The 21461-nt window shown below is 68.3% G+C and carries 24 protein-coding genes and 2 pseudogenes; 14 read left to right on the forward strand and 12 right to left on the reverse strand.

Annotated elements, in window-relative coordinates; all coding sequences use genetic code 11:
* Positions 1–236, reverse strand: a pseudogene (locus J7I98_RS31365) (hypothetical protein); the annotation flags it as partial.
* A gap of 119 nt (positions 237–355) precedes the next feature.
* A complete protein-coding gene (locus J7I98_RS31370) occupies positions 356–886 on the reverse strand; it encodes a hypothetical protein (RefSeq protein WP_214928438.1) in 531 nt (176 codons plus the stop codon).
* A gap of 29 nt (positions 887–915) precedes the next feature.
* Between J7I98_RS31370 and J7I98_RS31375 the strand changes: the two genes are divergently transcribed.
* From J7I98_RS31375 to J7I98_RS31390, 4 genes are all read left to right on the forward strand, one after another.
* The gene (locus tag J7I98_RS31375) at positions 916–2400 is read left to right on the forward strand and encodes a recombinase family protein (RefSeq protein ID WP_214928439.1); all 1485 of its coding nucleotides are present in this window, start codon (positions 916–918) and stop codon (positions 2398–2400) included.
* A 172-nt stretch (positions 2401–2572) separates the two neighbouring features.
* Complete coding sequence (locus J7I98_RS31380) at positions 2573–3064, forward strand: hypothetical protein (RefSeq protein WP_214928440.1); 492 nt, start codon at positions 2573–2575, stop codon at positions 3062–3064.
* Between the two features lie 54 nt (positions 3065–3118).
* Positions 3119–3358 (forward strand): hypothetical protein, encoded by a 240-nt coding sequence (locus J7I98_RS31385; protein ID WP_214928441.1) that lies wholly within the window; start codon positions 3119–3121, stop codon positions 3356–3358.
* Between the two features lie 850 nt (positions 3359–4208).
* Positions 4209–5027, forward strand: a complete 819-nt coding sequence (locus J7I98_RS31390) for a hypothetical protein (RefSeq protein WP_214928442.1) — start codon at positions 4209–4211, stop codon at positions 5025–5027.
* A gap of 332 nt (positions 5028–5359) precedes the next feature.
* On the opposite strand, the gene J7I98_RS31395 is transcribed toward J7I98_RS31390, so the two are convergent.
* Positions 5360–5770, reverse strand: a complete 411-nt coding sequence (locus J7I98_RS31395; RefSeq protein WP_214928443.1) for an ATP-binding protein — start codon at positions 5768–5770, stop codon at positions 5360–5362.
* Positions 5771–5914: 144 nt separating this feature from the next.
* On the opposite strand from J7I98_RS31395, the gene J7I98_RS31400 reads away from it, so the two are divergent.
* Together J7I98_RS31400 and J7I98_RS31405 are read left to right on the forward strand one after the other, a co-directional pair.
* Entirely contained in the window at positions 5915–7180 is a 1266-nt protein-coding gene (locus tag J7I98_RS31400; protein WP_214928444.1) for a helix-turn-helix domain-containing protein, read from the forward strand.
* Positions 7177–7692 carry an NUDIX hydrolase gene (locus J7I98_RS31405; protein ID WP_214928445.1) on the forward strand — a complete coding sequence of 172 codons (516 nt, stop codon included), beginning with the start codon at positions 7177–7179 and terminating at the stop codon, positions 7690–7692. Before J7I98_RS31400 ends, J7I98_RS31405 begins: the two co-directional genes overlap by 4 nt.
* A 2-nt stretch (positions 7693–7694) precedes the next feature.
* Here the strand turns inward: J7I98_RS31405 and J7I98_RS43050 are convergent.
* The 4 genes and pseudogenes from J7I98_RS43050 to J7I98_RS31420 all read right to left on the reverse strand — a co-directional run.
* Positions 7695–7825, reverse strand: a pseudogene (locus J7I98_RS43050) (peptide-methionine (S)-S-oxide reductase); the annotation flags it as partial.
* Positions 7826–8422, reverse strand: a complete 597-nt coding sequence (locus J7I98_RS31410) for a hypothetical protein (RefSeq protein ID WP_308378008.1) — start codon at positions 8420–8422, stop codon at positions 7826–7828.
* Positions 8419–9081 (reverse strand): peptide-methionine (S)-S-oxide reductase MsrA, encoded by a 663-nt coding sequence (gene msrA, locus J7I98_RS31415; protein WP_214928446.1) that lies wholly within the window; start codon positions 9079–9081, stop codon positions 8419–8421. Before msrA ends, J7I98_RS31410 begins: the two co-directional genes overlap by 4 nt.
* 94 nt (positions 9082–9175) lie before the next feature.
* Positions 9176–10282, reverse strand: coding sequence for a hypothetical protein (locus tag J7I98_RS31420; protein ID WP_214928447.1), 1107 nt, complete (start codon positions 10280–10282; stop codon positions 9176–9178).
* A gap of 61 nt (positions 10283–10343) precedes the next feature.
* On the opposite strand from J7I98_RS31420, the gene J7I98_RS31425 reads away from it, so the two are divergent.
* Complete coding sequence (locus J7I98_RS31425) at positions 10344–11489, forward strand: cystathionine gamma-synthase (RefSeq protein ID WP_214928448.1); 1146 nt, start codon at positions 10344–10346, stop codon at positions 11487–11489.
* Positions 11490–11573: 84 nt separating this feature from the next.
* Here J7I98_RS31425 and J7I98_RS31430 read toward each other — a convergent pair whose 3' ends face one another.
* From J7I98_RS31430 to J7I98_RS31440, 3 genes are read right to left on the reverse strand one after another with little or no spacing between them, the layout of a single operon-like run.
* Positions 11574–11825, reverse strand: a complete 252-nt coding sequence (locus J7I98_RS31430) for a hypothetical protein (protein WP_214928449.1) — start codon at positions 11823–11825, stop codon at positions 11574–11576.
* Positions 11822–12322: a sigma factor-like helix-turn-helix DNA-binding protein gene (locus tag J7I98_RS31435; RefSeq protein WP_214928450.1), complete on the reverse strand. Its 501-nt coding sequence runs from the start codon at positions 12320–12322 to the stop codon at positions 11822–11824. The genes J7I98_RS31430 and J7I98_RS31435 overlap by 4 nt, the downstream gene beginning before the upstream one ends.
* Before the next feature lie 32 nt (positions 12323–12354).
* Positions 12355–12915 carry a MarR family winged helix-turn-helix transcriptional regulator gene (locus J7I98_RS31440; protein ID WP_251021494.1) on the reverse strand — a complete coding sequence of 187 codons (561 nt, stop codon included), beginning with the start codon at positions 12913–12915 and terminating at the stop codon, positions 12355–12357.
* 146 nt (positions 12916–13061) lie between these two features.
* Between J7I98_RS31440 and ilvA the strand changes: the two genes are divergently transcribed.
* The 3 genes from ilvA to J7I98_RS31455 all read left to right on the forward strand — a co-directional run bounded on the left by ilvA (position 13062) and on the right by J7I98_RS31455 (position 16316).
* Complete coding sequence (gene ilvA, locus J7I98_RS31445; RefSeq protein ID WP_214928451.1) at positions 13062–14291, forward strand: threonine ammonia-lyase; 1230 nt, start codon at positions 13062–13064, stop codon at positions 14289–14291.
* A 169-nt stretch (positions 14292–14460) separates the two neighbouring features.
* Positions 14461–15459: an ATP-binding cassette domain-containing protein gene (locus J7I98_RS31450; RefSeq protein WP_214928452.1), complete on the forward strand. Its 999-nt coding sequence runs from the start codon at positions 14461–14463 to the stop codon at positions 15457–15459.
* A complete protein-coding gene (locus J7I98_RS31455; protein ID WP_214928453.1) occupies positions 15456–16316 on the forward strand; it encodes an ABC transporter permease in 861 nt (286 codons plus the stop codon). Before J7I98_RS31450 ends, J7I98_RS31455 begins: the two co-directional genes overlap by 4 nt.
* A 90-nt stretch (positions 16317–16406) precedes the next feature.
* Here J7I98_RS31455 and greA read toward each other — a convergent pair whose 3' ends face one another.
* Complete coding sequence (gene greA / locus J7I98_RS31460) at positions 16407–16904, reverse strand: transcription elongation factor GreA (RefSeq protein ID WP_214928454.1); 498 nt, start codon at positions 16902–16904, stop codon at positions 16407–16409.
* A gap of 142 nt (positions 16905–17046) precedes the next feature.
* Positions 17047–17466: a DUF4307 domain-containing protein gene (locus J7I98_RS31465; RefSeq protein ID WP_214928455.1), complete on the reverse strand. Its 420-nt coding sequence runs from the start codon at positions 17464–17466 to the stop codon at positions 17047–17049.
* Positions 17467–17563: 97 nt separating this feature from the next.
* On the opposite strand from J7I98_RS31465, the gene mca reads away from it, so the two are divergent.
* From mca to J7I98_RS31485, 4 genes are all read left to right on the forward strand, one after another.
* Entirely contained in the window at positions 17564–18445 is an 882-nt protein-coding gene (gene mca, locus J7I98_RS31470; RefSeq protein ID WP_214928456.1) for a mycothiol conjugate amidase Mca, read from the forward strand.
* Positions 18438–18713 carry a hypothetical protein gene (locus tag J7I98_RS31475; RefSeq protein ID WP_214928457.1) on the forward strand — a complete coding sequence of 92 codons (276 nt, stop codon included), beginning with the start codon at positions 18438–18440 and terminating at the stop codon, positions 18711–18713. Before mca ends, J7I98_RS31475 begins: the two co-directional genes overlap by 8 nt.
* 117 nt (positions 18714–18830) lie before the next feature.
* The gene (locus tag J7I98_RS31480; protein WP_214928458.1) at positions 18831–20852 is read left to right on the forward strand and encodes a thioredoxin domain-containing protein; all 2022 of its coding nucleotides are present in this window, start codon (positions 18831–18833) and stop codon (positions 20850–20852) included.
* A 187-nt stretch (positions 20853–21039) separates the two neighbouring features.
* Positions 21040–21384: a hypothetical protein gene (locus J7I98_RS31485; RefSeq protein ID WP_214928459.1), complete on the forward strand. Its 345-nt coding sequence runs from the start codon at positions 21040–21042 to the stop codon at positions 21382–21384.
* Positions 21385–21461: the final 77 nt, after the last annotated feature.

Below are 21461 nucleotides of genomic sequence, written 5' to 3' on the forward strand. Positions count from 1 at the left end.
GGGGTGGGCTTCGGCGGCGTCGGAGGCGGCGTTGGCTCAGGGGCGACGGTCTGGGTCTGGGTCTCGGTCTCGGTCTGAGCCTCGGTCTGAGCCTCGGTCTGGGTCTGCGTCCGGGTGACCGTCGGAGTGGTCCCCTGCGGCGTCTCGTCGCCGTCGGAACCACAGCCACTGAGCCCTGCCGCAGCCACGGCCGCCGTCAGGAGGAGGGCGGAGCCTGAGGAGAGGACGCGGCGCATAAGCATCACCTCGCGGATGAGGATTCCGCATTCACTCCAGTGTGCGCCGCCGGTTAGGGACGCGCCTGTGGATCACCTGAGGCGAAACCTGCCGCTTCCGTTGCCCGGGGCTTCGCCTCCTACCAGGGGTAGACGTACCGATTCGCCTCACGGTCGAAGGTCACTTCCACCGGCCGCGTATCCAGGCCGAACTCCTCCCGCCCCCACTGCAAAAGCGCCGCGGCCAAGCCTTCCGGCTGGAAGTCCGCTTCCGGGAACAGCACGCGGTGCACGGTGACCAGGGTGTGCCGCGTCTGGCCATGGGCGGCTTCAATGTCGCCCGTCAGCAAAGCCATACCGCGCCGAAGCCAGGGCAGCTCCTCCGGCGTGAGGCGAACCCCCGAGCGGTCGGCGGGCACATGCTCGCCGACCGGCGCGGCATCGAGCCACACGCGCTCGCCGACCTGTTCACCGCTGGACGGGGGATCCAGGGTCAGCGTGGGTGCTGCCGTCAGGTCGATGGCGATGCCCCAGGGACCCCGGCGCAGCCGGTACGAGGTTGTCCGCACGCCCTTCAGTATCCCATCGGGCAGCTCACGTCCGTCCCACCGATCCCGCAACAGTCCGGTTCTTGTCCAGGTAATGCTGTTGTAGCACTTCTCTTCGTGCATAATTACAACTTGCGTGAAGGGGGACGAAGTTGAACGAAGCGGCACTGGTGATCCCGGTTGTCTCGTACGCCCGCATCTCTGCCGACACGGCTCGGGATGGTCACGGCGTCGAAGACCAACACAAGTTGAACGCTGAGACAGCAGTCCGACTTGGCTGGACAATCGTTCATCGCTGCACGGACAACGACCTGTCGGCGGCCAAGTCGCGTGTGGTGCGGCCGGAGTTTGAGGCCATGCTGAAGACCCTCAAGTCCGGACACCTGCCGGACGGCCAGCCGGTGCTCGGTGTCATCGTGGTGGCGGATGACCGGCTCACGCGTCGGGCGGGCGACTATGAGCGGTTCGTGGACACGCTCACGTACGACGAGGGGCGGGTCTACGCCGACGCGAAGGGGTCGAAGAACCTCTATAGCGAAGACGTAGAGTCCATGGGGCTCTTCGGGGTGGTCATCTCCAAGATGGAGGTGCGGAAGATGCAGAGGCGCGCACGCCGCTCGCACCGCTCCCGCGCGGAGCGTGGCATCCCGGTGGGTGGGAAGCGCCCGTTCGGCTGGAAGGCCGACAAACTGGCGCTTGAGCCCGAGGAAGCCGCGTGGCTGGCGAAGGCCGCCCGCGAAGTGATCGCGGGTAAGTCCCTCCACTCGATCCTGAGGGAGTGGCAGGAGGCTGGTGTCCGCACCATCAACGACAAGGAGTGGGCGAGCCGTTCACTCAAGCTTGCGTTGTGGAATCCACGCCTCTGCGGGTGGCGGAAGCACAATGGGGAGTTGGTCCGGGACGCCAACGGTGTCCCTCTGTTGGGGTTGTGGGAGCCCATCGTCACCCCGAAGGAATGGATGGCGATTGACGCCATCTTCTCGGCACGACTCGGCCCCAACATCAAGGCCGACGGAACGGTTACCGACTACCGAACCCCGTCGTATCTGCTGACAGGAATCCTCAGATGCGGGAAGCCTCGTAATGATGGGCAGATCTGTAATGCTCCGCTGCGGGCAACCGCCCGCCCGGATCTCTCTGGTGGCTATCTCTACCAGTGCCCCGGCAAAGAAATGGGCGGGTGTGGGGGTACTGGTCGTAACGGCGCCAAGATCGATGAATTCATTACGGAAGCTGTCCTTGCAAAGCTTGAAGAACGGGCAGTCAAAGCAACGCGTGACGATGCGAGTTGGGGAGACGAGGAAGAGCTGAACCGCCTCATTTCCAAGCAGCGCAAGATGTTGCAGGCGTGGCAGGCGGACCAGATCTCGGATGAGCTGTTCTTCCCGGAGAGCCAGAAGATGGAAACCCGAGTTAAGGAACTCCGCGCGGACAGGACGCGTCGCGCCTTGAGTCAGCAGCGGACGGCGGAGGTAACGGGCGATGTGCGTGAGCGCTGGAACTCTGGGAGGCTCGATCTGGCGCAGAAGCGCGCCCTGATCAGGGAAGCGCTGCACGCGGTCATCGTGCTGCCGGTGGGTGGCGGAGGCCGGCGGCCTTTCAACCCTGACCTATTGGTCCCGAAGTGGCGGGACTGACGGCATCAGTCGAAATGCGCGGGCACTGGTCATCAGCCAGGCTGGTATCCCCACGCTGCTGATCACCCACACCCCGAAGCGGCCGGCGGAGGGAAGACCGTCCGCTTCCTCTCCCATCGGAGGGCGTGCCTTCGGCGCCGGCGCACGTGTCCTCATCACCCTGCGGAACTCCGTGAAGGGTGGCCGGAAGATCCAGACGGCCATCAACGGGGCGAGGGAAGAGCTGGACCTCAGGGTCACCGTCAGGCGTGCTGACGAGATCGGCGAAGTGCCCATGTGGGAGCGCGCGGAGCAGCGGCTCAGCCTCGTACCCATCGGCAAGGCGAGGCCCTGGGATGAAGTCCTCATAGAACGGATCACCGGGGAACAGCCGGTAGTGACGACACTCAAGGCCGTCTCCCAGCGCTACGCCGCCAGTGTTGGCAGGGCGGTCGAGACCGTACGGCCCCGGCTCAGCAAGCCCATTGAACACAACGGCAAGCGGTGGTTTGCCAGGCCTGTTGCTTCCTTCCGCTGTGTCCCCTCGTTGTGCCACGTGCTGCATGTGGAAGTCAGTGACCCGGCCGCCGAGATGACGGCCGAGGCACAGAGGCGTGAGCTAGAGCAGATAGCGGCCGAGCTGTCCGACGCGCTGACCGTGGCGGCTGATGCCCTATCGCGATAGGCGGCCGAACTGGCCGAGGAGGTCGCACTGGCGGACACCGCCGAAGAGCTGGTGGTGGAGGCGGGAACGCTGACAGAGGAACTCGCCGACGAGCTGGCAGAAGCCGAGCAGGCAGAGACGAGGCCGCGGCGGCAGGGCGCCGGGCGCAAGGCCGAACCGCTGGCCGTGGTGAAGGAGGCTGTCGCCGCCATGCAGGCGGAAGGCCAGAAGGTCAGCGGCCCAACGCTGGCGGAGCGCCTCGGAGCGAACACACGCACTGCGCACCGCCGCCTGAGCGAGGTGCAGGCGGCCTGACACCTCGCATCGCCGCTGACCGGTGCTTTCCGGTCGGCGGCGGTGTTCGAGAGCACTCGTCAGATGAAGGGCTGCGGCTCGTCCGTTCAGCCCCCACAGAGTGCACCGAGGAGCAGTACGTGAGTCCCTGAACTCGGGAGATCAGCCGTACGCGAGTGGAAGGGGGCGCACAGTTGGAGCCCCAAACGCCCTCTGGTGGGCAAGTCATCGTCATTCTGGGCGGCGGCAGCGATGAGGCGGCGACTGCTGTGCTCGATGCTCTGGCGACCGTCTTCCCGACAGCCACTGGGCGGGGTCGTGGCCGCGTTGGGGAGTGGAAGAGGCCAGCGTTCACACAGCCTCACACCTGGGTCAAGAGCCATGAATGGAAACCCGCGTTCACGTGGATTATGTCAAGGCTCTACAAGCCCAACGTATGGTCCCAGACCTTCGAGACAGGCGGCGCTCGTCCGGTCCAGGGCCCGGCACCACTTGAGGGCACCATCGGTGCGACTCTCTACGGCGATGATAGGCCTGTCAGGCGAGCCAAGGAGGCGCTCGATGTGTTGTTCCGGGCGGAGGACCAGGGTGAAATCCATCGCGGACAAGAGGTGGAACTGGAGCTACGGCTCAGCGCCCGCGAGAGCCAGTGAGCCCTGGCTGGCGCCGACTGTTGCTGGCCGAGATGATGGCAGGGCCGACGCTGGCTGAGCGCCTCGGCTGCTTGGAAGAACGTGCCCCGAGTAGGTATGCGGCGGTTCCGTGTGCAGACTCGGGGTTGCCTCGACCAACCCTGACTCTCCGGTTGCCGCCCGGAGTAGCTTGGCAGTGATGGGTCCGCTGCACCTCAAGCCTTGAAAGATCCGCGCCCATGAGCGATCTAACCGCGAGCCAACGCAAGGCAGCCGCCAAAGAGATCATTGATGCGGCTCAAGGGAAGGCGCTTCCCCTAACAGAGGACGAACTGGAATCCACGACCATATCTTTCGCCTGCAAAGAGGCGCAGAATACGCTACGCGCCGCACGCGAGTCGGCCGACAGCGCTATGATCTTCGGCAGTGTAATAAATAGAACTCTGAAGATTTCCCAAGGCGTAGCCTTGAGTGGCAATTGGAGCACACCAGCTCAGGATTCCCTTCGCGCCGCTGTTCTATTTGCGGGAGCCGGACTGGATCGAGCGTTGAAGGTTCTTGTAGAAGATACTCTGCACATCTTGTCGGAGAGTGACGAGGTAGTTCGGGAGAAGTTTGAATCCTTTGCTCAGGACGCAATCTCTCGCCGAGGAGAGAATTCTGTCGATCCGGCCGCACTCGTGGACATACTGCTATCGTCTGGCCAGCACCCTAGGACCATCCTTGTGCAGCGCTGGAAGGCGCATCTGAGTGGAGCCAGCGCACAGTCGGTGGAAAGAGTTGAAGAAATAGCGACAGCCCTGGGAGTGACTGATTCAGAGATCCGCAAGAGAGTTAATCCATCGGCTAAAGGATCCGCTCTCCGAGCTGCCTTCGCCGCACGCAACAAGATCGCACACGAGTTGGATATTACGAAGCCGAAGGCGGACGTGCGGGCTAGGCTTGAGAATATACGCGCAACGCGGAAGGCTGACGAAGTAAGAAAACATGTCACGGAGATGCTCGACACCGGCCGCGTGATAATAAATGATGTCTCTGGCAGGTTGGATGGGGAATAACGGGTGGATCTGATGCTTGACGCCGTCGTCTTAGAAATGCATGGGGGTCGGCTCAAATAGAGCACATGAGGCTTCGTCCCCACCGTCGAGCCGGAAGAAGCGCACTTCGCTGCAGTCCGCTGGTCTCGATTGCTCTGCTCCGCAGCAGCCGCCGGACTGGTCCAGGGCCAGCGCCCATGTCGCATGCCGTATTACTCGTGAGGTCACGGCTCGCCGCCTCCCGCTCGACACCGCCAGCGTTTCGGCCGCCTGCACCCGCAGGGCAGAACCTGACGCGAATAGCAGCAGCAACGCCGGACCACCGGCCGTGAACCGGTCGGCGCGAACCGCACTTACCTGGGCGTCAGCAATGCCCACACGACTTTGCCGGGCCCGTTCCGCCCGCTCACGGCCCACTCGTCCGCGAGTGCCTCGACCAGGGCCAGGCCCCGACCGCCCGCCGCCTCGGAGCGCAGCGCGCCGAGCTCCGGCCGCCGGGAGTCGGCATCGTGAACTTCGAGACGTACGCCGCCGCTCTCGAGCAGGTAGCGCGTCTCGATCTCCCGGCCCTTGGGTACACGCGCATGCCGTACGGCATTGGTAAGCAACTCGGAGAGCACAACAAGTGCTTCGTCCTCGATTGCGGTCAGCCCCCAATTGGCCAGTGCCTTGCGGAGCTCGGCGCGAGCCAGGCCGACACAACGAGGATGGCGAGCCCAACGGCGTACGATCTCTTGCCCGTTTGAGTGTCTGTCTTCCTGCATGCTGCCCAGGGTCCCGAGGTGACCAGGAGCGATGATTCCCCACGGTGGGTATACCCACCGTGGGTAGAATCGGCCGGAGCCGATCACCCAGCAGTTGCAGCGCATTGGGGGTGCGCGTTGGCCGAACCCATGGCGCCCAATGCCGTGCCGGAATACTTACTGGCTCGTGCCGACGTACGGGCAGCGATCTCCCGGCACGATTTCGGCACCTTCTTCGCCCTCGCACGTCAGTGGGCCGGGATCAGCTTCATGCGGATCGCCGACGCCTGCGACATCAAGCCCGAGCGCGTCGGCAAGCTCGCGCGGGGTGAGGGGCGCGTGACCAGTGTCGAGAAGATGGAACAGATCGCCGACGGGCTCAGGATTCCTGGGGAGTTGATGCGCCTCGCCCCACGTCCTTGGGAGGCCCGTAACCCTCGGGAGCTGCCCGACGCCAGGAGTGCCGAGCAGTCGATGCCCAGCGTGTCGAAGACGCCGGACATGACGGCAATGGACTCGTTCCGCATGGCAGATCGCCAACTCGGCGGCGGCCACCTGTACAGCTCGGTCCTGCACTACCTCCACAACAACATGGCCCCACGGATCTTCGGCAGCGAGTCGGGCGACGATGCCCCGCAGATGTTCCGGGCGGCAGCCTCGCTCACGGAGATGGCCGGGTGGATGGCTCACGACTCCGGCCGTAACGGCCGAGCGCGCGAGCACTTCGCCAAGGCACTCCCCCTCGCGACAGCGGGCGAGGATCGGGCTGTCGGTGCCAACATCCTGGCGAGCATGAGCCATCTGGCCTTGCAGACCGGCCGACTTGGCGAGGCTGTCTCGCTCGCACGGGCGGGACGGGATCACGTGGCGCACGGCACGGCAGTGCCCACGCTCTCCGCCAGGCTGCATGCGATGGAGGCCCGCGCTCTGGCGCAACTCGGAGAGCCGGACGCCACCCGGCGGGCGTTGGCACTCGCGCAGAAGGAGCTGGCCAGGTCGCCCGACGCACCGCCGTCGTACTGGATCAGCTCATTCGACGCCGCCGCACTTGCCAGCGAGACAGCGCTCTCCTTACAAGATCTCGGCACTCTGCCCGCCGCAGTCGATGCGGCAGAACGGGCGGTCGCCCTCCGTTCCGGCGACCGCGCGCGCAGTCGCGTATTCGGTCAGATCACGTTGGCAACGATCAGGACCCAGCAGGGCGAGCTTGAGGCCGCGTGCGACGTCGGCCGGGAACTGCTCAGCGCGTGCGGCACCTTGGGTTCTGTGAGGATCACACAGCAACTCGACGAGCTGGCCAGCGCTCTGGCCCCGTATCGTGGCGAGCGTGTGGTGGCCGAGTTCCTGGACTGTCTGGGAGCGGTCAATCAGCAACGCGCGCTGCTCCTGGCAGGGATCAGCACGCCGCACAGCGGAGGTGCGATCACGTGACCACGCGGCCCCAGCCGGGCACGGCGGAGTGGGATACGTACCTGGCGGAAGGGAACGCGAAGCAGGCTCGCAAGCGCGTGGCGGCGGATGTGCTCTTCCGGGACGAGGCCGGACGCGTGCTTCTGGTGAAGCCAACGTACAAGGAGGCGTGGGACCTGCCCGGCGGCATGGCAGAGGCCAACGAGTCCCCGCAGGATGCGGCACGGCGAGAGCTTCGCGAAGAGCTCGGGCTGACGGTCTCCCTGCGCGGACTGCTCTGCGTCGACTGGGTCGCCCCGCACGGCCCGTGGGACGACCAGCTTTCCTTCATCTTCGACGGCGGCACGCTCAGCCGGGGCCAGAGCGCGAGCCTGCATCCGCGTGATCACGAACTATCGGCGTGCGAATTCTTCGCGCCTGACGACGCCCTGGACCGGCTCCCGCCGCGTACTCGCCGTCGCGCAGCCCAGGCACTGCGTGTAATGACCGAGGAGAGCCCCCGCTACCTGGAGAACGGCGAACCGAGCCACTGAGGTCAGTCCTCGACTGGCGCGATTCCGGTCGGGCAGGAACGGCCCCAGTTCGTTTCCGAAGGGGCGCTTAGCTTGACGCCCGTCCCACCGATCCCGCAGTACCGTTGATCTTGCGGTCAAGACACTGCTGGTGTTAAAGCCCCGCTGGGTGGCTGGAGAGCCAGGCGGTGTGCTGGTTGCGCAGCCGGTCTCGCTCTGCGGTTGTGGCGAGGACGACGTCGGCGCCGCCGTCGTACGGGTGGTGGATGCGTCGAAGTTCCGTATCGGTGAAGAACACTTCGACGAGCGCTTCGTCCGCGACGGCGCGCAGCAGCTCGTCGACGCAACCGCGTTCCCATGGGCGCCGGTCAGCGTACAGACGTGTGTGGGTGTGGAACTCCGGGTCGGGGTCGTCCTGCTCCGACTTGGTCCACCAGCGGATGCCGTCGGGGTGCAGTGTCTGTCGGGGTGTCGGGTAGCCGGCGGGCCCGGTCGGTGTGTTCGACCAGTCCATGGTCACCACGAACACGTCTGTGCCCGCGAACAGTTCGTCGAGGACCGTGTTGTACCGGTCCAGCATGATCGAGTACTCATCCTCGGACTCCGGGTAGCGCTTCGAGTCCGGAAGGCTGTGGAAGCGCACCCAGCGGTCGGCGTACGCGCCCCGGAACGTGTGAGCGATGGGCGGACCCGACGGCCGCCGTTCCCGCCATAGCGCCGCCAGCAGCTCGGGGGTGAAACCAGAGCTCACCCCTCGGCCTTCGCGACGCCGATCGGGCAAGAAACACCCGTCCCACCGATCCCGCAGTACCCGTTAACGTTGCGGTCAAGATACTGCTGGTGGTACGGCTCCGCCGGCCAGAACGGGCGGTCTTCCGCCGGGAGGATTTCCGTGGTGATCGTGCCGTGGCCCGAGCCCGTCAGGACCTTCTGGTACGCCTCGCGCGACGCCTCTGCGGCTGCTGCCTGAGCCGGGGAGTGGGTGTAGATCGCCGATCGGTACTGCGTGCCTACGTCGTTGCCCTGGCGGAAGCCCTGGGTGGGGTTGTGGTTCTCCCAGAAGATCTTCAGCAGCTGCTCGTACGAGACAACCGACGGGTCGAAGACGACGCGCACCGCCTCGGTGTGGCCCGTCAGGCCCGAGCAGGCTTCCTCGTACGCCGGATTCTCGGTGTAGCCGCCCTGGTAGCCGACGAGCGTCGTCCAGACGCCCTCCGTCTGCCAGAACTTCCGCTCGGCACCCCAGAAACAGCCCATCCCGAAGTCGGCGGTCTCCAGACCGTCGGGGTACGGGCCCACCAGCGGGTTGCCGAGGACGGTGTGGCGGGAGGGGACCTGGAACTCGGGGGTCGAGCGGCCCTTCAGGGCCTGTTCCGGGGTGGGGAGCTGGGGGGTACGGCCGAAGAACATGCGGTCTCCTCCTGGATGGTCTGTGCCTCCTCCTCAACGCCGGGGGAGGGCCGGGGATTCCTGCGCGGCCCAGGCCTGATCCGCCGGACACGCCCTAGTGCGGCAGCGTCGCCGGGCTTCCGCCGTTCGCCTCGTACCCCGCCACCGCCAGCGCGCGGTACACCGCGTACTCCGCCGCCGGGTCCGGGCTGTGCGTCCACGGGAGGGCGCCGACGTGGCCGTCCACGTGCCGCAGCTGGTTCATCGCCTCCGACCACCGCTCGCACCGTACGAGGAAGAGGACCAGCAGGTGCCGTACGTGCGCCAGCATCGGGTCGTCGGCGCGCGCCGCGTGCACCGCGAAGAGTGCGCCCTCCACTGCCCGCGTCACCACCGCGCTCTGGTAGAAGCCCCGCACGAGATTGACCTCGGGCAGGTGCTCGTACACCGCGAACAGGGGAAGCGCCGCCAGCAGCGACCCCTGCGGCGCACGCGCCGCGGCGGCCGTCGCGAAGGTGTCGGCGGCGTCGCGGGAGCCGTGCCAGTTCTCGCTGCGGTAGCTCAGCGCCGCCAGGTGCGCCCCCATATGGGCGGGCGCGCGGTCGATGACCTTGGCCCACAGCTGGTCGAACTCCGGCTCGGAGTAGTGCAGTCCGCGCGCCACGGCCAGCTCGACGATGTACGGGACCGGGTCGCCGGGGGCGAGCAGCGCCGCCTCCGCGCACACCGTTCGGGCCTCCTCCAGGATGATCCGGAAGTCGTCCGTGCCGGGCGTCGACGTACGCCACGCCTGCTGCACCAGGAACTCCGCGTGCACTTGCGCCCCGCCCGCGTCCTTCGGCGACTCCGCACGCCACGACCGCAGCCAGCGCCCGCCCTCGCCGGGCTTCTGCGCCAGCTCCAGCGACGCGGCCCCGGCGAACGCCTGCACGCGCTGCCAGCGCAGCTCGCCCTCCTTGCCGGTCCCGGCCAGCAGCTGCGCCGCGGCCCGCCAGTCCTGCGTCTGCTGCACGACCTCCAGTACGTCTTCCAGGTCCTGGTCCGGGCCCGGCATCCGGATGTCGAGGTGCTCCTGGCGTACGAAGCCGTAGTCGGCCGGGTCGGCGGCGTCGGGGGCGCCGGGCGAGACCAGCCGGATGCCGCCGGCACGCCTGCGCAGCACGTAAGGACCGATGATCGCCACCAGCATGCACATGGCGAGCAGGAACCAGAGAATCTCCATGCATTCATTGTCCCGGACGTCGACGGGAGCCCCGCGCGCAGACGAACTACGCTCGGGTCCCATGAGCGATGACCACAGCTTCGAGACGATCGCGATCCACGCGGGCAACACCGCCGACCCCCTCACGGGCGCGGTCGTACCGCCGATCTATCAGGTGTCCACGTACAAGCAGGACGGCGTGGGCGGACTGCGCGGCGGCTACGAGTACAGCCGCAGCGCCAACCCCACACGCACCGCCCTGGAGCAGAACCTGGCGGCTCTGGAAGGCGGCAGCCTCGGCCTCGCCTTCGCGTCGGGCCTCGCGGCGGAGGACTGCCTCCTGCGGACCCTGCTGACCCCCGGCGACCACGTGGTCATCCCGAACGACGCGTACGGCGGCACCTTCCGGCTCTTCGCCAAGGTCGTCTCGCGCTGGGGCGTCGACTTCTCGGTCGCGGACACCTCCGACCCGGCCGCGGTACGTGCCGTAGTCACCCCGAAGACGAAGGCGATCTGGGTCGAGACGCCCTCCAACCCCCTCCTCGGCATCACCGACATCGCGGCGCTCGCGGCCATCGCGCGCACGGCCGGGGCCCGCCTCGTCGTCGACAACACCTTCGCGAGCCCCTACCTCCAGCAGCCGCTGGCGCTCGGCGCGGACGTCGTCGTGCACTCGACGACGAAGTACATGGGCGGGCACTCGGACGTCGTAGGCGGCGCGCTGATCGTCAACGACCCGGCGCTGGGCGAGGAGTTGGCGTACCACCAGAACGCGATGGGCGCGGTCGCCGGGCCCTTCGACGCGTGGCTCGTGCTGCGCGGCATCAAGACCCTCGCCGTACGGATGGACCGTCACAGCGAGAACGCCACCCGCGTCGCGGACATGCTGACCCGGCACCCCAGGGTCACCCAGGTTCTCTACCCGGGCCTGCCGGAGCACCCGGGCCACGAGGTCGCCGCCAAGCAGATGAAGGCGTTCGGCGGCATGGTGTCGTTCCGCGTCCAGGGCGGCGAGGCGGCGGCGGTCGAGGTCTGCAACCGCGCGAAGCTCTTCACGCTGGGCGAGTCGCTGGGCGGCGTCGAGTCCCTGATCGAGCACCCGGGCCGCATGACGCACGCGTCGGCGGCGGGCTCGCCGCTGGAGGTGCCGTCGGACCTGGTGCGTGTCTCGGTGGGCATCGAGTCGGGCGACGACCTGCTGGCTGACCTGAAGCAGATGCTGGCCTGATTCCTTACTTACGCGCCCGCGTGTTCCCGGCCGGGAGGTTTCCCGGCCGGGGCGGGATCCGTACGATCCGGGCCGTGTCGGCTCCTACCACCCCTCCAGCGGCGGCGCGACGTCCGACGGAGGCACCACCCACGGCTGCTCGACCGACGCCCACACCAGGAACGCCACCACCGCCACCACGAGCAGCAGCCACATCACCCGCCGTGCCACCGCCCGCCGCCGCAGCATCCGCGACCCGCGCTCGGCCGCGCGCATGGCCAGCTCCGCCGGGACCGGCGGGTGCGTGCCTTCCAGCATCCGCCGGACCTCGTCCTGCTTACGGTCGGGCAGGCTCATGGCGTCACGGCCTCCGGAAACGGGGCCGCCTGCGCGGGCGGCTTGCTGCGCATCGTGGCGATCGCCCGGGAACAGATCGCCCGGACCCGCTCCGCCGGAAGCCCGATCTGCGCGGCGGCCTGCTCCTCGGCCACGCCTTCGTACAGGCGCAGGACCAGGATCAGCCGCTCCTGCGGAGTCAGCCGCTCCAGCACACCGCCACCGACGACGCGCCACCGGCGGACGAATACGCGGTGGTAGCGCCACGCGCCGCGGGCGAACCGGGTCGCGAGTTCCTGGCGGGTGCGGTCGTACGGGTCCTCGCCGCGCAGCCGGTCCCAGTCCGCGTACGTACGCGAAAGCGCCGCCGTCAGCAGCCGCTGCGCACGCGCGTTGTCCGACGGCGGCTCGGCCGTCAGCAGCGTGGCGGCATGGAGCAGCCGTCCTGCCGCGCCCGCGACGAACGCCTCGAACTCCCGGGCCCTGCGGCGTTGCTGAACCGCCTGCCGCTCTCGCACGCCCTCATATCAGGCCAGGAACAGGGCCCGGGTCAAGAGGTCGGCGGCACCTCGGACGCGGCATCGGCGACGTCCTCGGAGGAGGCATCGCCCGCCTCCGGCCCGGCGTCGCCGCCCGCCGCGCTCTGGCGTGCCGAGAGCGCCGAATTGAACCGGGTGAGCAGCGTGCAGAAGGAATCGCGCTCCTCCGGGCTCCACCCCTCCGTGACCTGCGCCATCAGCTCGCGCCGCGACGACCGCACCTCGTCGAGCCGCGCCTGACCGCGCGGTGACAGCTGGAGCACGACCGCGCGGCCGTCCTCCGGGTGCGACGTGCGCTTGACCAGGCCCGTGTCGACGAGCGGTGCGACCTGCCTGGTCACTGTCGAGGAGTCGATCCCCATGCCCGCGGCGAGCGCCTTGACGCCCATCGGGCCTTCCTGGTCGAGCCGGTTGAGCAGTAGGTAGGCCGCGCGGTCCATGGAGTTGCGGACCTGGCCCACGCCGCCGAGCCTGGTCTGCTCGGCGCGGCGGGCGAAGACGGCCACCTGGTGCTGGAGGGCATCGAGGAGGCCGGTGTCCGGATCAGTCGTCATGTCCTGGGAAGTGGGCATGGCTGGGGGCTCTCTTCGTGCGGTGGTCGGTTTGGTGGGGGACAGAGTACGCGGATGGCAGCGGGCGCGTACCGGCGCTGCGCAAACCCGTGTCAAGGCCTGGACCCGGGCGGCCGGAAGAGCGGTGAGCTGGGAGACTTGCGGTCATGAGCTTCCGTACGCCCGACCCCTTGCGCACCCTCATTCTCGACGACATCAGGGGTGCGCAGAAGATGCTCTCGGGCGTGGCCAGGACCACGGCGATGGAAGGCAGCCGCTACCTGTCGCAGCTGGTGGGATCCCCTGTCCACTTCAAGTGCGAGAACCTCCAGCGGACCGGTTCCTTCAAGCTGCGCGGCGCGTACGTACGGATCGCCGGGCTGTCCCCCGAGCAGCGCGCGGCCGGCGTCGTAGCCGCCAGCGCGGGCAACCACGCGCAGGGCGTCGCACTGGCGTCCACTCTTCTCGGCGTACGGTCCACGGTCTTCATGCCGGTCGGGGCGCCCCTGCCGAAGGTCGCGGCGACGCGGGAGTACGGCGCGGAGGTGCGGATGTACGGACAGGTGGTCGACGAGACACTGGCCGCCGCCCAGCGGTACGCCGACGACACGGGCGCCGTCTTCATCCACCCCTTCGATCACCCCGACATCATCGCGGGACAGGGCACGGTGGGCCTGGAGATCCTGGAGCAGTGCCCGGAGGTACAGACGATCCTCGTCGGTGTCGGCGGCGGCGGCCTCGCCGCGGGCATCGCGGTCGCCATCAAGTCGCTGCGTCCCGATGTGAGGGTCGTCGGCGTACAGGCGGAAGGCGCGGCCAGTTATCCGCCGTCCCTGGCCGCCGGCCGGCCGGTGACGATCGAGACGGCGCAGACGATGGCGGACGGCATCAAGGTGGGGCGCCCCGGCGACGTACCCTTCGCGATCATCAATCAGCTGCTCGACGGCGTCGTCACGGTGTCCGAGGACGACCTGTCGAGTGCGCTGCTGCTCTGCCTGGAGCGGGCGAAGCTGGTCGTCGAACCGGCCGGCGCGAGCCCGGTCGCGGCGCTGCTGAGCAGGCCGGACGCCTTCGAGGGGCCGGTCGTCGCGGTGCTGTCGGGCGGCAATGTCGACCCGGTGCTGATGCAGCGGATCCTGCGCCACGGCATGGCGGCGGCGGGCCGCTACCTGTCGCTGCGGCTGCGCCTCGCGGACCGGCCGGGCGCGCTGGCCGCACTCCTCGCGGCGTTGTCGGTGGTCGACGCCAACGTGCTCGATGTGGGTCATGTACGGACCGACCCGCGGCTCGGACTCACGGAAGTGGAGGTGGAGTTGCACCTGGAGACGAAGGGGCCCGAGCACTGCTCGGAGGTCAGGGCGGCGCTGCGGGAAGCGGGCTACACGGTGATGACCTGAGGGGTGCCCTGTCCCAGGGGGATCCGGCCCTGAGCGGTTTCGTCCAACCCCTCCCTCCGACGCGATGTATCGCGTTACGGTGTGTCTCGCGCTACTGCTTCGCCGAGCGACTCAAGCACGGCAAATCTAAGATCCGCGTAGGAACCACCCACACAACTGGGGGACCCTTATGCCAGGCGCCATCTACGCCGAAGGCCTGGTGAAAACCTTCGGCGACGTAAAAGCTCTCGACGGCGTTGATCTCGATGTCCCCGAAGGGACCGTCCTGGGCCTGCTCGGCCCGAACGGCGCCGGCAAGACCACCGCCGTGCGCGTCCTGACCACGCTGCTGCAGCCCGACAGCGGCAGGGCGGTCGTCGCCGGTATCGACGTCCTCAAGCACCCCAACGAAGTGCGCCGTTCCATCGGCCTGTCCGGCCAGTTCGCCGCCGTCGACGAGTACCTCACCGGGCGTGAGAACCTCCAGATGGTCGGCAGGCTCTACCAGTTGTCCGCGAAGGACGCCAAGGCACGCGCCGGTGAACTCCTGGAGCGCTTCAACCTCGCCGATGCCGCCGACCGTACGGCCAAGACGTACTCCGGCGGCATGCGCCGCCGCCTCGACCTCGCGGCCGCGCTGGTCGTCAGCCCGCCGGTGATGTTCATGGACGAGCCCACCACCGGCCTCGACCCGCGCAACCGCCAGCAGCTGTGGGAGGTCATCCAGGAACTGGTCGCGGGCGGTACGACGCTCCTGCTGACCACCCAGTATCTGGAAGAGGCCGACCACCTGGCCCACGACATCTGCGTCATCGACCACGGCCGCGTCATCGCCCGGGGCACCTCCGACCAGCTCAAGGCCCAGACGGGCGGCGAGCGCATCGAGGTCGTCGTGCACGCGCGCGAGCAGCTGACCGTCGCCGAGGAGGTGCTGCGCATCTTCGGCAAGGGCGAGGCCAAGACCGAGCAGCACACCCGTCAGATCACCGTCCCGGTCACCGGCGGCGCCAAGCTGCTGGCCGAGGTCATCCGCGAGCTGGACACCCGGGGCGTCGAGATCGACGACATCGGGCTGCGCAGACCCACCCTCGACGACGTCTTCATCTCGCTGACCGGCCACCGGGCCGAAGCCGAGGCGGAAGAGGCAGAAGCAGCCGACGCGGCGGAAGCAGTGGAGGCCGCCAAGTGAGCGCCGTAACGGACGCAGTACCGAGCGGTGCCACCCGTGCCCCGCAGCCGCGCGGCGGCATCGTCCAGTCGGTCGCCGACTCGCTCGTCATCGCCAAGCGCAATCTGATCCGCATGGCACGCATCCCGGAAATGATCATCTTCGGGCTGATCCAGCCCGTGATGTTCGTGGTGCTGTTCAGCTATGTCTTCGGCGGCTCGCTGAGCGTCGGCGGCAGCACCGACCCGGGCCAGTACCGCGAATTCCTGATGTCGGGCATCTTCGCCCAGACCGTCACCTTCGCCACGGCGGGCGCGGGAGCGGGCATCGCCGACGACATGCACAAGGGCCTCGTCGACTGCTTCCGCTCACTGCCCATGGCGCGCGGCGCGGTCCTCACCGGCCGCACCCTCGCCGACCTGGTGCAGACCGCGCTGACCGTGGTGGTCCTCGCCGTCGTCGGCCTCCTGGTCGGCTGGCGCATCCACGAAGGCATCGCGAAGGCGCTCGGCGCGTTCGCGCTGCTGCTGCTCCTGGGGTACGCGTTCTCCTGGATCGGCGCGCTCATCGGGCTTTCGGTCCGTACGCCGGAGGCGGCCACCTCGGGCGGCCTGATCTGGCTCTTCCCGGTCACGTTCGTCTCGAACGCCTTCGTGGACCCGACGATGATGACCGCCTGGATCCGCCCGATCGCCGAGTGGAACCCGTTCAGCGCCACGGTGCAGGCCTGCCGCGAGCTCTTCGGGAACCCGGGGGTCGTCCAGTCCGACGCCTGGCCGATGCAGCACCCGGTGTGGGCCTCGCTGCTCTGGTCGGTGCTGATCGTCGTGGTGTTCAGGACGCTGGCGGTGCGGAAGTACCGGTCGGCTGCGTTGTGAGGGGCCGAGGTCCCTGCACAGACGAAAGCCCCCGGCCGGAAACCGGCCGGGGGCTTTCGCGCTGTCTGTCTGGCTGACTGACTGACCGGCTCAGGCCCGGTACGGCACGGCGTCGAGGATCCTCACCGAAGCCTTCTTGCCGTTCGGCATCTCGTACTGCGCGTCCTCGCCGACCTTCTTGCCGTTCACGCCGGTGCCCAGCGGGGACTGCGGCGAGTACGTCTCGACAGCCGAGCTCGCGTACTCGCGGGAGGCGAGCAGGAACGTCATCGTGTCGTCCTCGTCGCCGTCGAAGGCGATCTTGACGACCATGCCGGGGGCCACGATGCCGCTGGCCGTGGGGGCCTCGCCGACCTTCGCGTTCTCCAGGAGCTGGGTCAGCTGCCGCACACGGAGCTCTTGCTTGCCCTGCTCCTCCTTGGCCGCGTGGTACCCGCCGTTCTCACGCAGGTCACCTTCCTCGCGGGCAGCCGCGATCTTGCCGGCAATCTCCGTACGTGCGGGACCCGACAGGTACTCCAGCTCGGCCTTGAGCTGGTCGTACGCCTCCTGGGTCAGCCAGGTGACGCTCTCGCTGGTCTGGGTCACAGGTGCTCCTCGTCGGTACTGGGAATACAAAGCATCGCCCTACCCAGAAGCATGTGCCTCCACGGGCGGGCGAAACCACGAGCCTAACAATTCAGGCGGCGAAGGGGGAGGAGGAAAACCCTCCGATACACATCATTGCAGGTCAGCCCGTAGAACCGCTGTCGACCGTGCAGCCTGTCAGCTCCGTGCTGGTCGCCTTGGCGGTTGTACGCACGGTGTAGATCTCGTCGAGCCGGGCGGTGGCCCTCTCGTCGATGCGGACGTCCTTGCGGCCCACCTCGGCGCCGCTCTCCGCCATCGAGCGCAGCGTGCACGTGCCGGTCGCGTCCGCGTCCTTGCGCACTTCCAGGTGCACCTTGACCTCGGTGTCCGAGACGGTGTCGAACTTGATGACCTCGGCGCTGATCTCCTGGCCGGTGACGTAGTCGTAGCCGAACCAGCCGATCATCCCCAGGAACAGCACGCCGAGCACGGCGCCCGCCATCTTGAGCCTGCGGTCCGCGCGTTCGTCCGCCGAGCGGCCGTAGCGCCCCTCGGGGGTGGACTGGCGTACCGCGGTCATGATCTTTCCTCCTGGCGCAGGGGCTCCGGAATTTTCCCGCCCCCGATTCGGTCACTATAGAAGCCGCTTATTGCGCCGAATCACTGAGGATCGAGTCTTGACTGATCAGCTGCGACTGATGGCCGTTCACGCCCACCCCGACGACGAGTCGAGCAAGGGTGCGGCGACCATGGCCAAGTATGTGTCCGAGGGGGTGGACGTGCTGGTCGTGACCTGCACGGGAGGCGAGCGTGGCTCCATCCTCAATCCGAAGCTTCAGGGCGACAAGTACATCGAGGAGCACATCCACGAGGTACGTAAAAAAGAGATGGACGAGGCCCGCGAGATCCTGGGCGTCCGGCAGGAATGGCTCGGCTTCGTCGACTCCGGCCTCCCGGAGGGCGACCCGCTGCCACCGCTGCCGGACGGCTGCTTCGCGCTGGAGGACGTCGATGTGGCGGCGGGCCGGCTGGTGAAGTCGATCCGTACGTTCCGTCCGCAGGTCATCACGACGTACGACGAGAACGGCGGCTACCCGCACCCCGACCACATCATGACCCACAAGATCACGATGGTGGCTTTCGACGGGGCGGCGGACACCGAGAAGTTCCCGGAGGCGGAGTTCGGGGCGGCCTGGCAGCCGGAGAAGCTCTACTACAACCAGGGCTTCAACCGGCCGCGCACCGTCGCGCTCCACGAGGCGCTCCTGGAGCGCGGCATGGAGTCGCCGTACGGGGAGTGGCTGGAGCGCTGGAAGGAGTTCCAGCGCGCCGAGCGCACGCTGACCACGTACGTACCGTGCGCGGACTTCTTCGAGATCCGCGACAAGGCGCTCATCGCGCACGCCACGCAGATCGACCCCGACGGCGGCTGGTTCCGCGTCCCGATGGACATCCAGCGGGACGTCTGGCCGACGGAGGAGTACGAGCTCGCGAAGTCGCTCGTCGATACGTCCCTCCCCGAGAGCGACCTGTTTGCGGGCATCCGCGACAATGCCTGATGTGAACGTAACCCTGGCAATGACGCAGATCGTCCCGCTCGCCGCGGACAAGTTCGACAAGAACAAGGTGACCCCGGGGGTTCTCGGGTTTCTTGTGTTCGCGGCGTTGGCTGTCGGCGTGTGGATGCTGATGAAGTCGATGAATCGGCACATGGGGAAGGTCGACTTCGAAGAGGCGCCGGAGGGGGAGGCGGCCCCGGAAGCGAGGGCGACGGCTTCCGCGACCCCCTCGGCGGAGCCGGCCCCGAAGGGCGCCGACAACCCGTAGGCGCGGGGTCGGTGGTGCGGGTTGCCTGCGGTGCTCAGGCGCGGCAGGCGCCTGAGCACCGCACCTCGCGGCCCGTCACTCTCACCCCTCGCGGACGGTTCGTGCAGGATGGGATGTATGCCGAACCGACTGGCTCATGAGACGTCCCCGTACCTCGTCCAGCACGCCGACAACCCCGTCGACTGGTGGCCCTGGTCGGCCGGTGCGTTCGAGGAGGCGCGAAAGCGCGGCGTGCCCGTGCTGCTCAGCGTCGGGTACAGCAGCTGCCACTGGTGTCATGTCATGGCCCACGAGTCCTTCGAGGACGTCCCGACCGCCGCGTACCTCAACGAGCACTTCGTGAACGTCAAGGTCGACCGCGAGGAGCGGCCCGACGTCGATGCCGTCTACATGGAAGCGGTGCAGGCCGCCACCGGGCAGGGCGGCTGGCCCATGACCGTGTTCATGACCGCCGACGCCGAGCCCTTCTACTTCGGTACGTACTTCCCGCCCGAGCCCCGGCACGGCCAGCCGTCCTTCCTCCAGGTGCTGGAAGGCGTCTCGGCCGCCTGGACGGACCGGCGCGCGGAGGTCGCGGAGGTCGCCGGAAAGATCGTGCGCGACCTCGCCGAACGCTCCCTCGCGTACGGCGCACCCGACCTGCCCGGCGAGGAGGAGCTCGCCCAGGCCCTGCTCGGGCTGACCCGCGAATACGACGCCGCGAACGCCGGATTCGGCGGTGCGCCGAAGTTCCCGCCGTCCATGGTGCTGGAGTTTCTGCTGCGCCATTACGCGCGTACGGGCTCCGAAGGTGCGCTGCAAATGGCGGCGGACACCTGCGAGGCGATGGCACGCGGCGGAATTTACGATCAGCTCGCCGGTGGATTCGCGCGCTATTCGGTCGACCGCGAATGGGTCGTACCGCACTTCGAGAAGATGCTGTACGACAACGCCCTGCTGTGCCGCGTGTACGCCCACCTGTGGCGGGCCACCGGATCCGATCTGGCGCGGCGGGTGGCGCTGGAGACCGCCGACTTCATCGTGAGCGAACTCCGTACGCAGGAAGGCGGATTCGCGTCTGCGCTGGATGCGGACAGCGACGACGGCACGGGCAGGCACGTCGAGGGCGCGTACTACGTATGGACGCCGGAGCAGCTCCGCGAGGTGCTGGGCGAGCAGGACGCGGAATTCGCGGCGCGGCACTTCAACGTGACGCTGGAGGGGACCTTCGAGGCAGGGGCGTCCGTGCTTCAGCTGCCGCTGGCGGAGGGCGTGGAAGACGCCGCGCGGCTGGCGGACATCCGGGCCAGGCTGCTCGCGGCCCGCGCCCTGCGGGCCCGCCCCGGGCGCGACGACAAGATCGTGGCCGCCTGGAACGGCCTCGCGATCGCCGCGCTGGCCGAGACGGGCGCGTACTTCGAACGGCCGGACCTTGTGGAGCGGGCCACCGAAGCGGCGGACCTGCTGGTGCGGGTGCACATGGACGAGGGCGCGCGGCTTTCCCGTACGTCCAAGGACGGGCGGGCCGGGGCCAATGCGGGGGTCCTGGAGGACTACGCGGACGTGGCGGAGGGCTTCCTCGCGCTCGCGTCGGTGACGGGCGAGGGAGTGTGGCTGGAGTTCGCCGGCTTCCTGCTGGACATCGTCATCGACCAGTTCGTGGGCGAGGGCGGGACGCTGTACGACACGGCCCACGACGCCGAGAAGCTCATCCGGCGGCCGCAGGACCCCACGGACAACGCGGTGCCGTCGGGGTGGACGGCGGCGGCCGGCGCGCTCCTGTCGTACGCCGCGCACACGGGCTCCGAGGCTCACCGCAGCGCGGCGGAGCGGGCGCTGGGCGTGGTGAAGGCGCTGGGTCCGCGTGCGCCCCGGTTCATCGGATGGGGCCTGGCGGTCGCGGAGTCGGTACTGGACGGGCCGCGCGAGGTGGCGGTCGTGGGACCGCCGGACGACGCGGCGACGCGGGAACTGCACCGGGTGGCGCTGATGAGCGGGGCGCCGGGAGCGGTGGTCGCGGTGGGCGAGGCGGGGAGCCGGGAGTTCCCGCTGCTGGTGGACCGTCCGGAGGGCGCGTACGTGTGCCGGCACTTCGTGTGCGACGCCCCGACGGACGACCCGGCGGTACTGGCTGAGCGGCTGGGGGGTACGGGGCGCTAGCGCGCGGCTGTTCGCCCTTCGGGCGACGACGCGCACGCGGGCGCCCGCGCCCTGCGCATCGACCTCACCCGCCGCACGGACGGCGACCGCAAGGCCATGATGCTGGAGAACGAGTGCGCCCACGGTCACGCCGGGCCACCAGTACGACCTCTCCCTCTGGTACAAGTCGACCTCGCCCGATGCGACGATGACGCTCTTCCGGCACGACAAGACGGCGGGCTGGGTCTTCTGGACCGACCTCAACACGCTCCCTCGGTCCGGGACGTACGCCCGCACCGAGGTCCGTACACCCGTCATCCCCGAGAACACCGACCAGATCACCTGGGGCGCGGCCCTCTACGGCGTCGGCTCGCTCACCACCGACGACTACGCGATGGCCGACGCGACCGTCGTGCCCGAGCCGCCGGTCGACCCCTGGGAAGGCAAGGGCCGGGAGTGCAAGGGCGAATGGACCGTACAGACCGCGCCGTCGCCGGTCCGTGCCATCCACTCAGTGCTTCTGGACGGCGTCGCCTGCGGCCGGGGCGGCTGACACGCCGTACTGAAGATTCCGGTGGCCCGGGCCTCAGGTGGTCCGGGCCACTGGTCTGTTCCGTACGCGCCTGTTCC

It is taken from the genome of Streptomyces sp. ISL-98 (genome assembly GCF_018614055.1).
In the GTDB taxonomy this organism is placed as follows: Bacteria; Actinomycetota; Actinomycetes; order Streptomycetales; family Streptomycetaceae; genus Streptomyces; species Streptomyces spiramyceticus.

Bases quoted from the DNA above. Each gene is read 5' to 3' on its own strand.
- J7I98_RS31370 (WP_214928438.1), bottom strand. From the start codon at position 886: ATGCACGAAGAGAAGTGCTACAACAGCATTACCTGGACAAGAACCGGA.
- J7I98_RS31390 (WP_214928442.1), top strand. From the start codon at position 4,209: ATGAGCGATCTAACCGCGAGCCAACGCAAGGCAGCCGCCAAAGAGATC.
- J7I98_RS31395 (WP_214928443.1), bottom strand. From the start codon at position 5,770: ATGCAGGAAGACAGACACTCAAACGGGCAAGAGATCGTACGCCGTTGG.
- msrA (WP_214928446.1), bottom strand. From the start codon at position 9,081: ATGTTCTTCGGCCGTACCCCCCAGCTCCCCACCCCGGAACAGGCCCTG.
- J7I98_RS31420 (WP_214928447.1), bottom strand. From the start codon at position 10,282: ATGGAGATTCTCTGGTTCCTGCTCGCCATGTGCATGCTGGTGGCGATC.
- J7I98_RS31425 (WP_214928448.1), top strand. From the start codon at position 10,344: ATGAGCGATGACCACAGCTTCGAGACGATCGCGATCCACGCGGGCAAC.
- J7I98_RS31430 (WP_214928449.1), bottom strand. From the start codon at position 11,825: ATGAGCCTGCCCGACCGTAAGCAGGACGAGGTCCGGCGGATGCTGGAA.
- J7I98_RS31440 (WP_251021494.1), bottom strand. From the start codon at position 12,915: ATGCCCACTTCCCAGGACATGACGACTGATCCGGACACCGGCCTCCTC.
- ilvA (WP_214928451.1), top strand. From the start codon at position 13,062: ATGAGCTTCCGTACGCCCGACCCCTTGCGCACCCTCATTCTCGACGAC.
- J7I98_RS31450 (WP_214928452.1), top strand. From the start codon at position 14,461: ATGCCAGGCGCCATCTACGCCGAAGGCCTGGTGAAAACCTTCGGCGAC.
- J7I98_RS31465 (WP_214928455.1), bottom strand. From the start codon at position 17,466: ATGACCGCGGTACGCCAGTCCACCCCCGAGGGGCGCTACGGCCGCTCG.
- J7I98_RS31475 (WP_214928457.1), top strand. From the start codon at position 18,438: ATGCCTGATGTGAACGTAACCCTGGCAATGACGCAGATCGTCCCGCTC.
- J7I98_RS31480 (WP_214928458.1), top strand. From the start codon at position 18,831: ATGCCGAACCGACTGGCTCATGAGACGTCCCCGTACCTCGTCCAGCAC.
- J7I98_RS31485 (WP_214928459.1), top strand. From the start codon at position 21,040: ATGACGCTCTTCCGGCACGACAAGACGGCGGGCTGGGTCTTCTGGACC.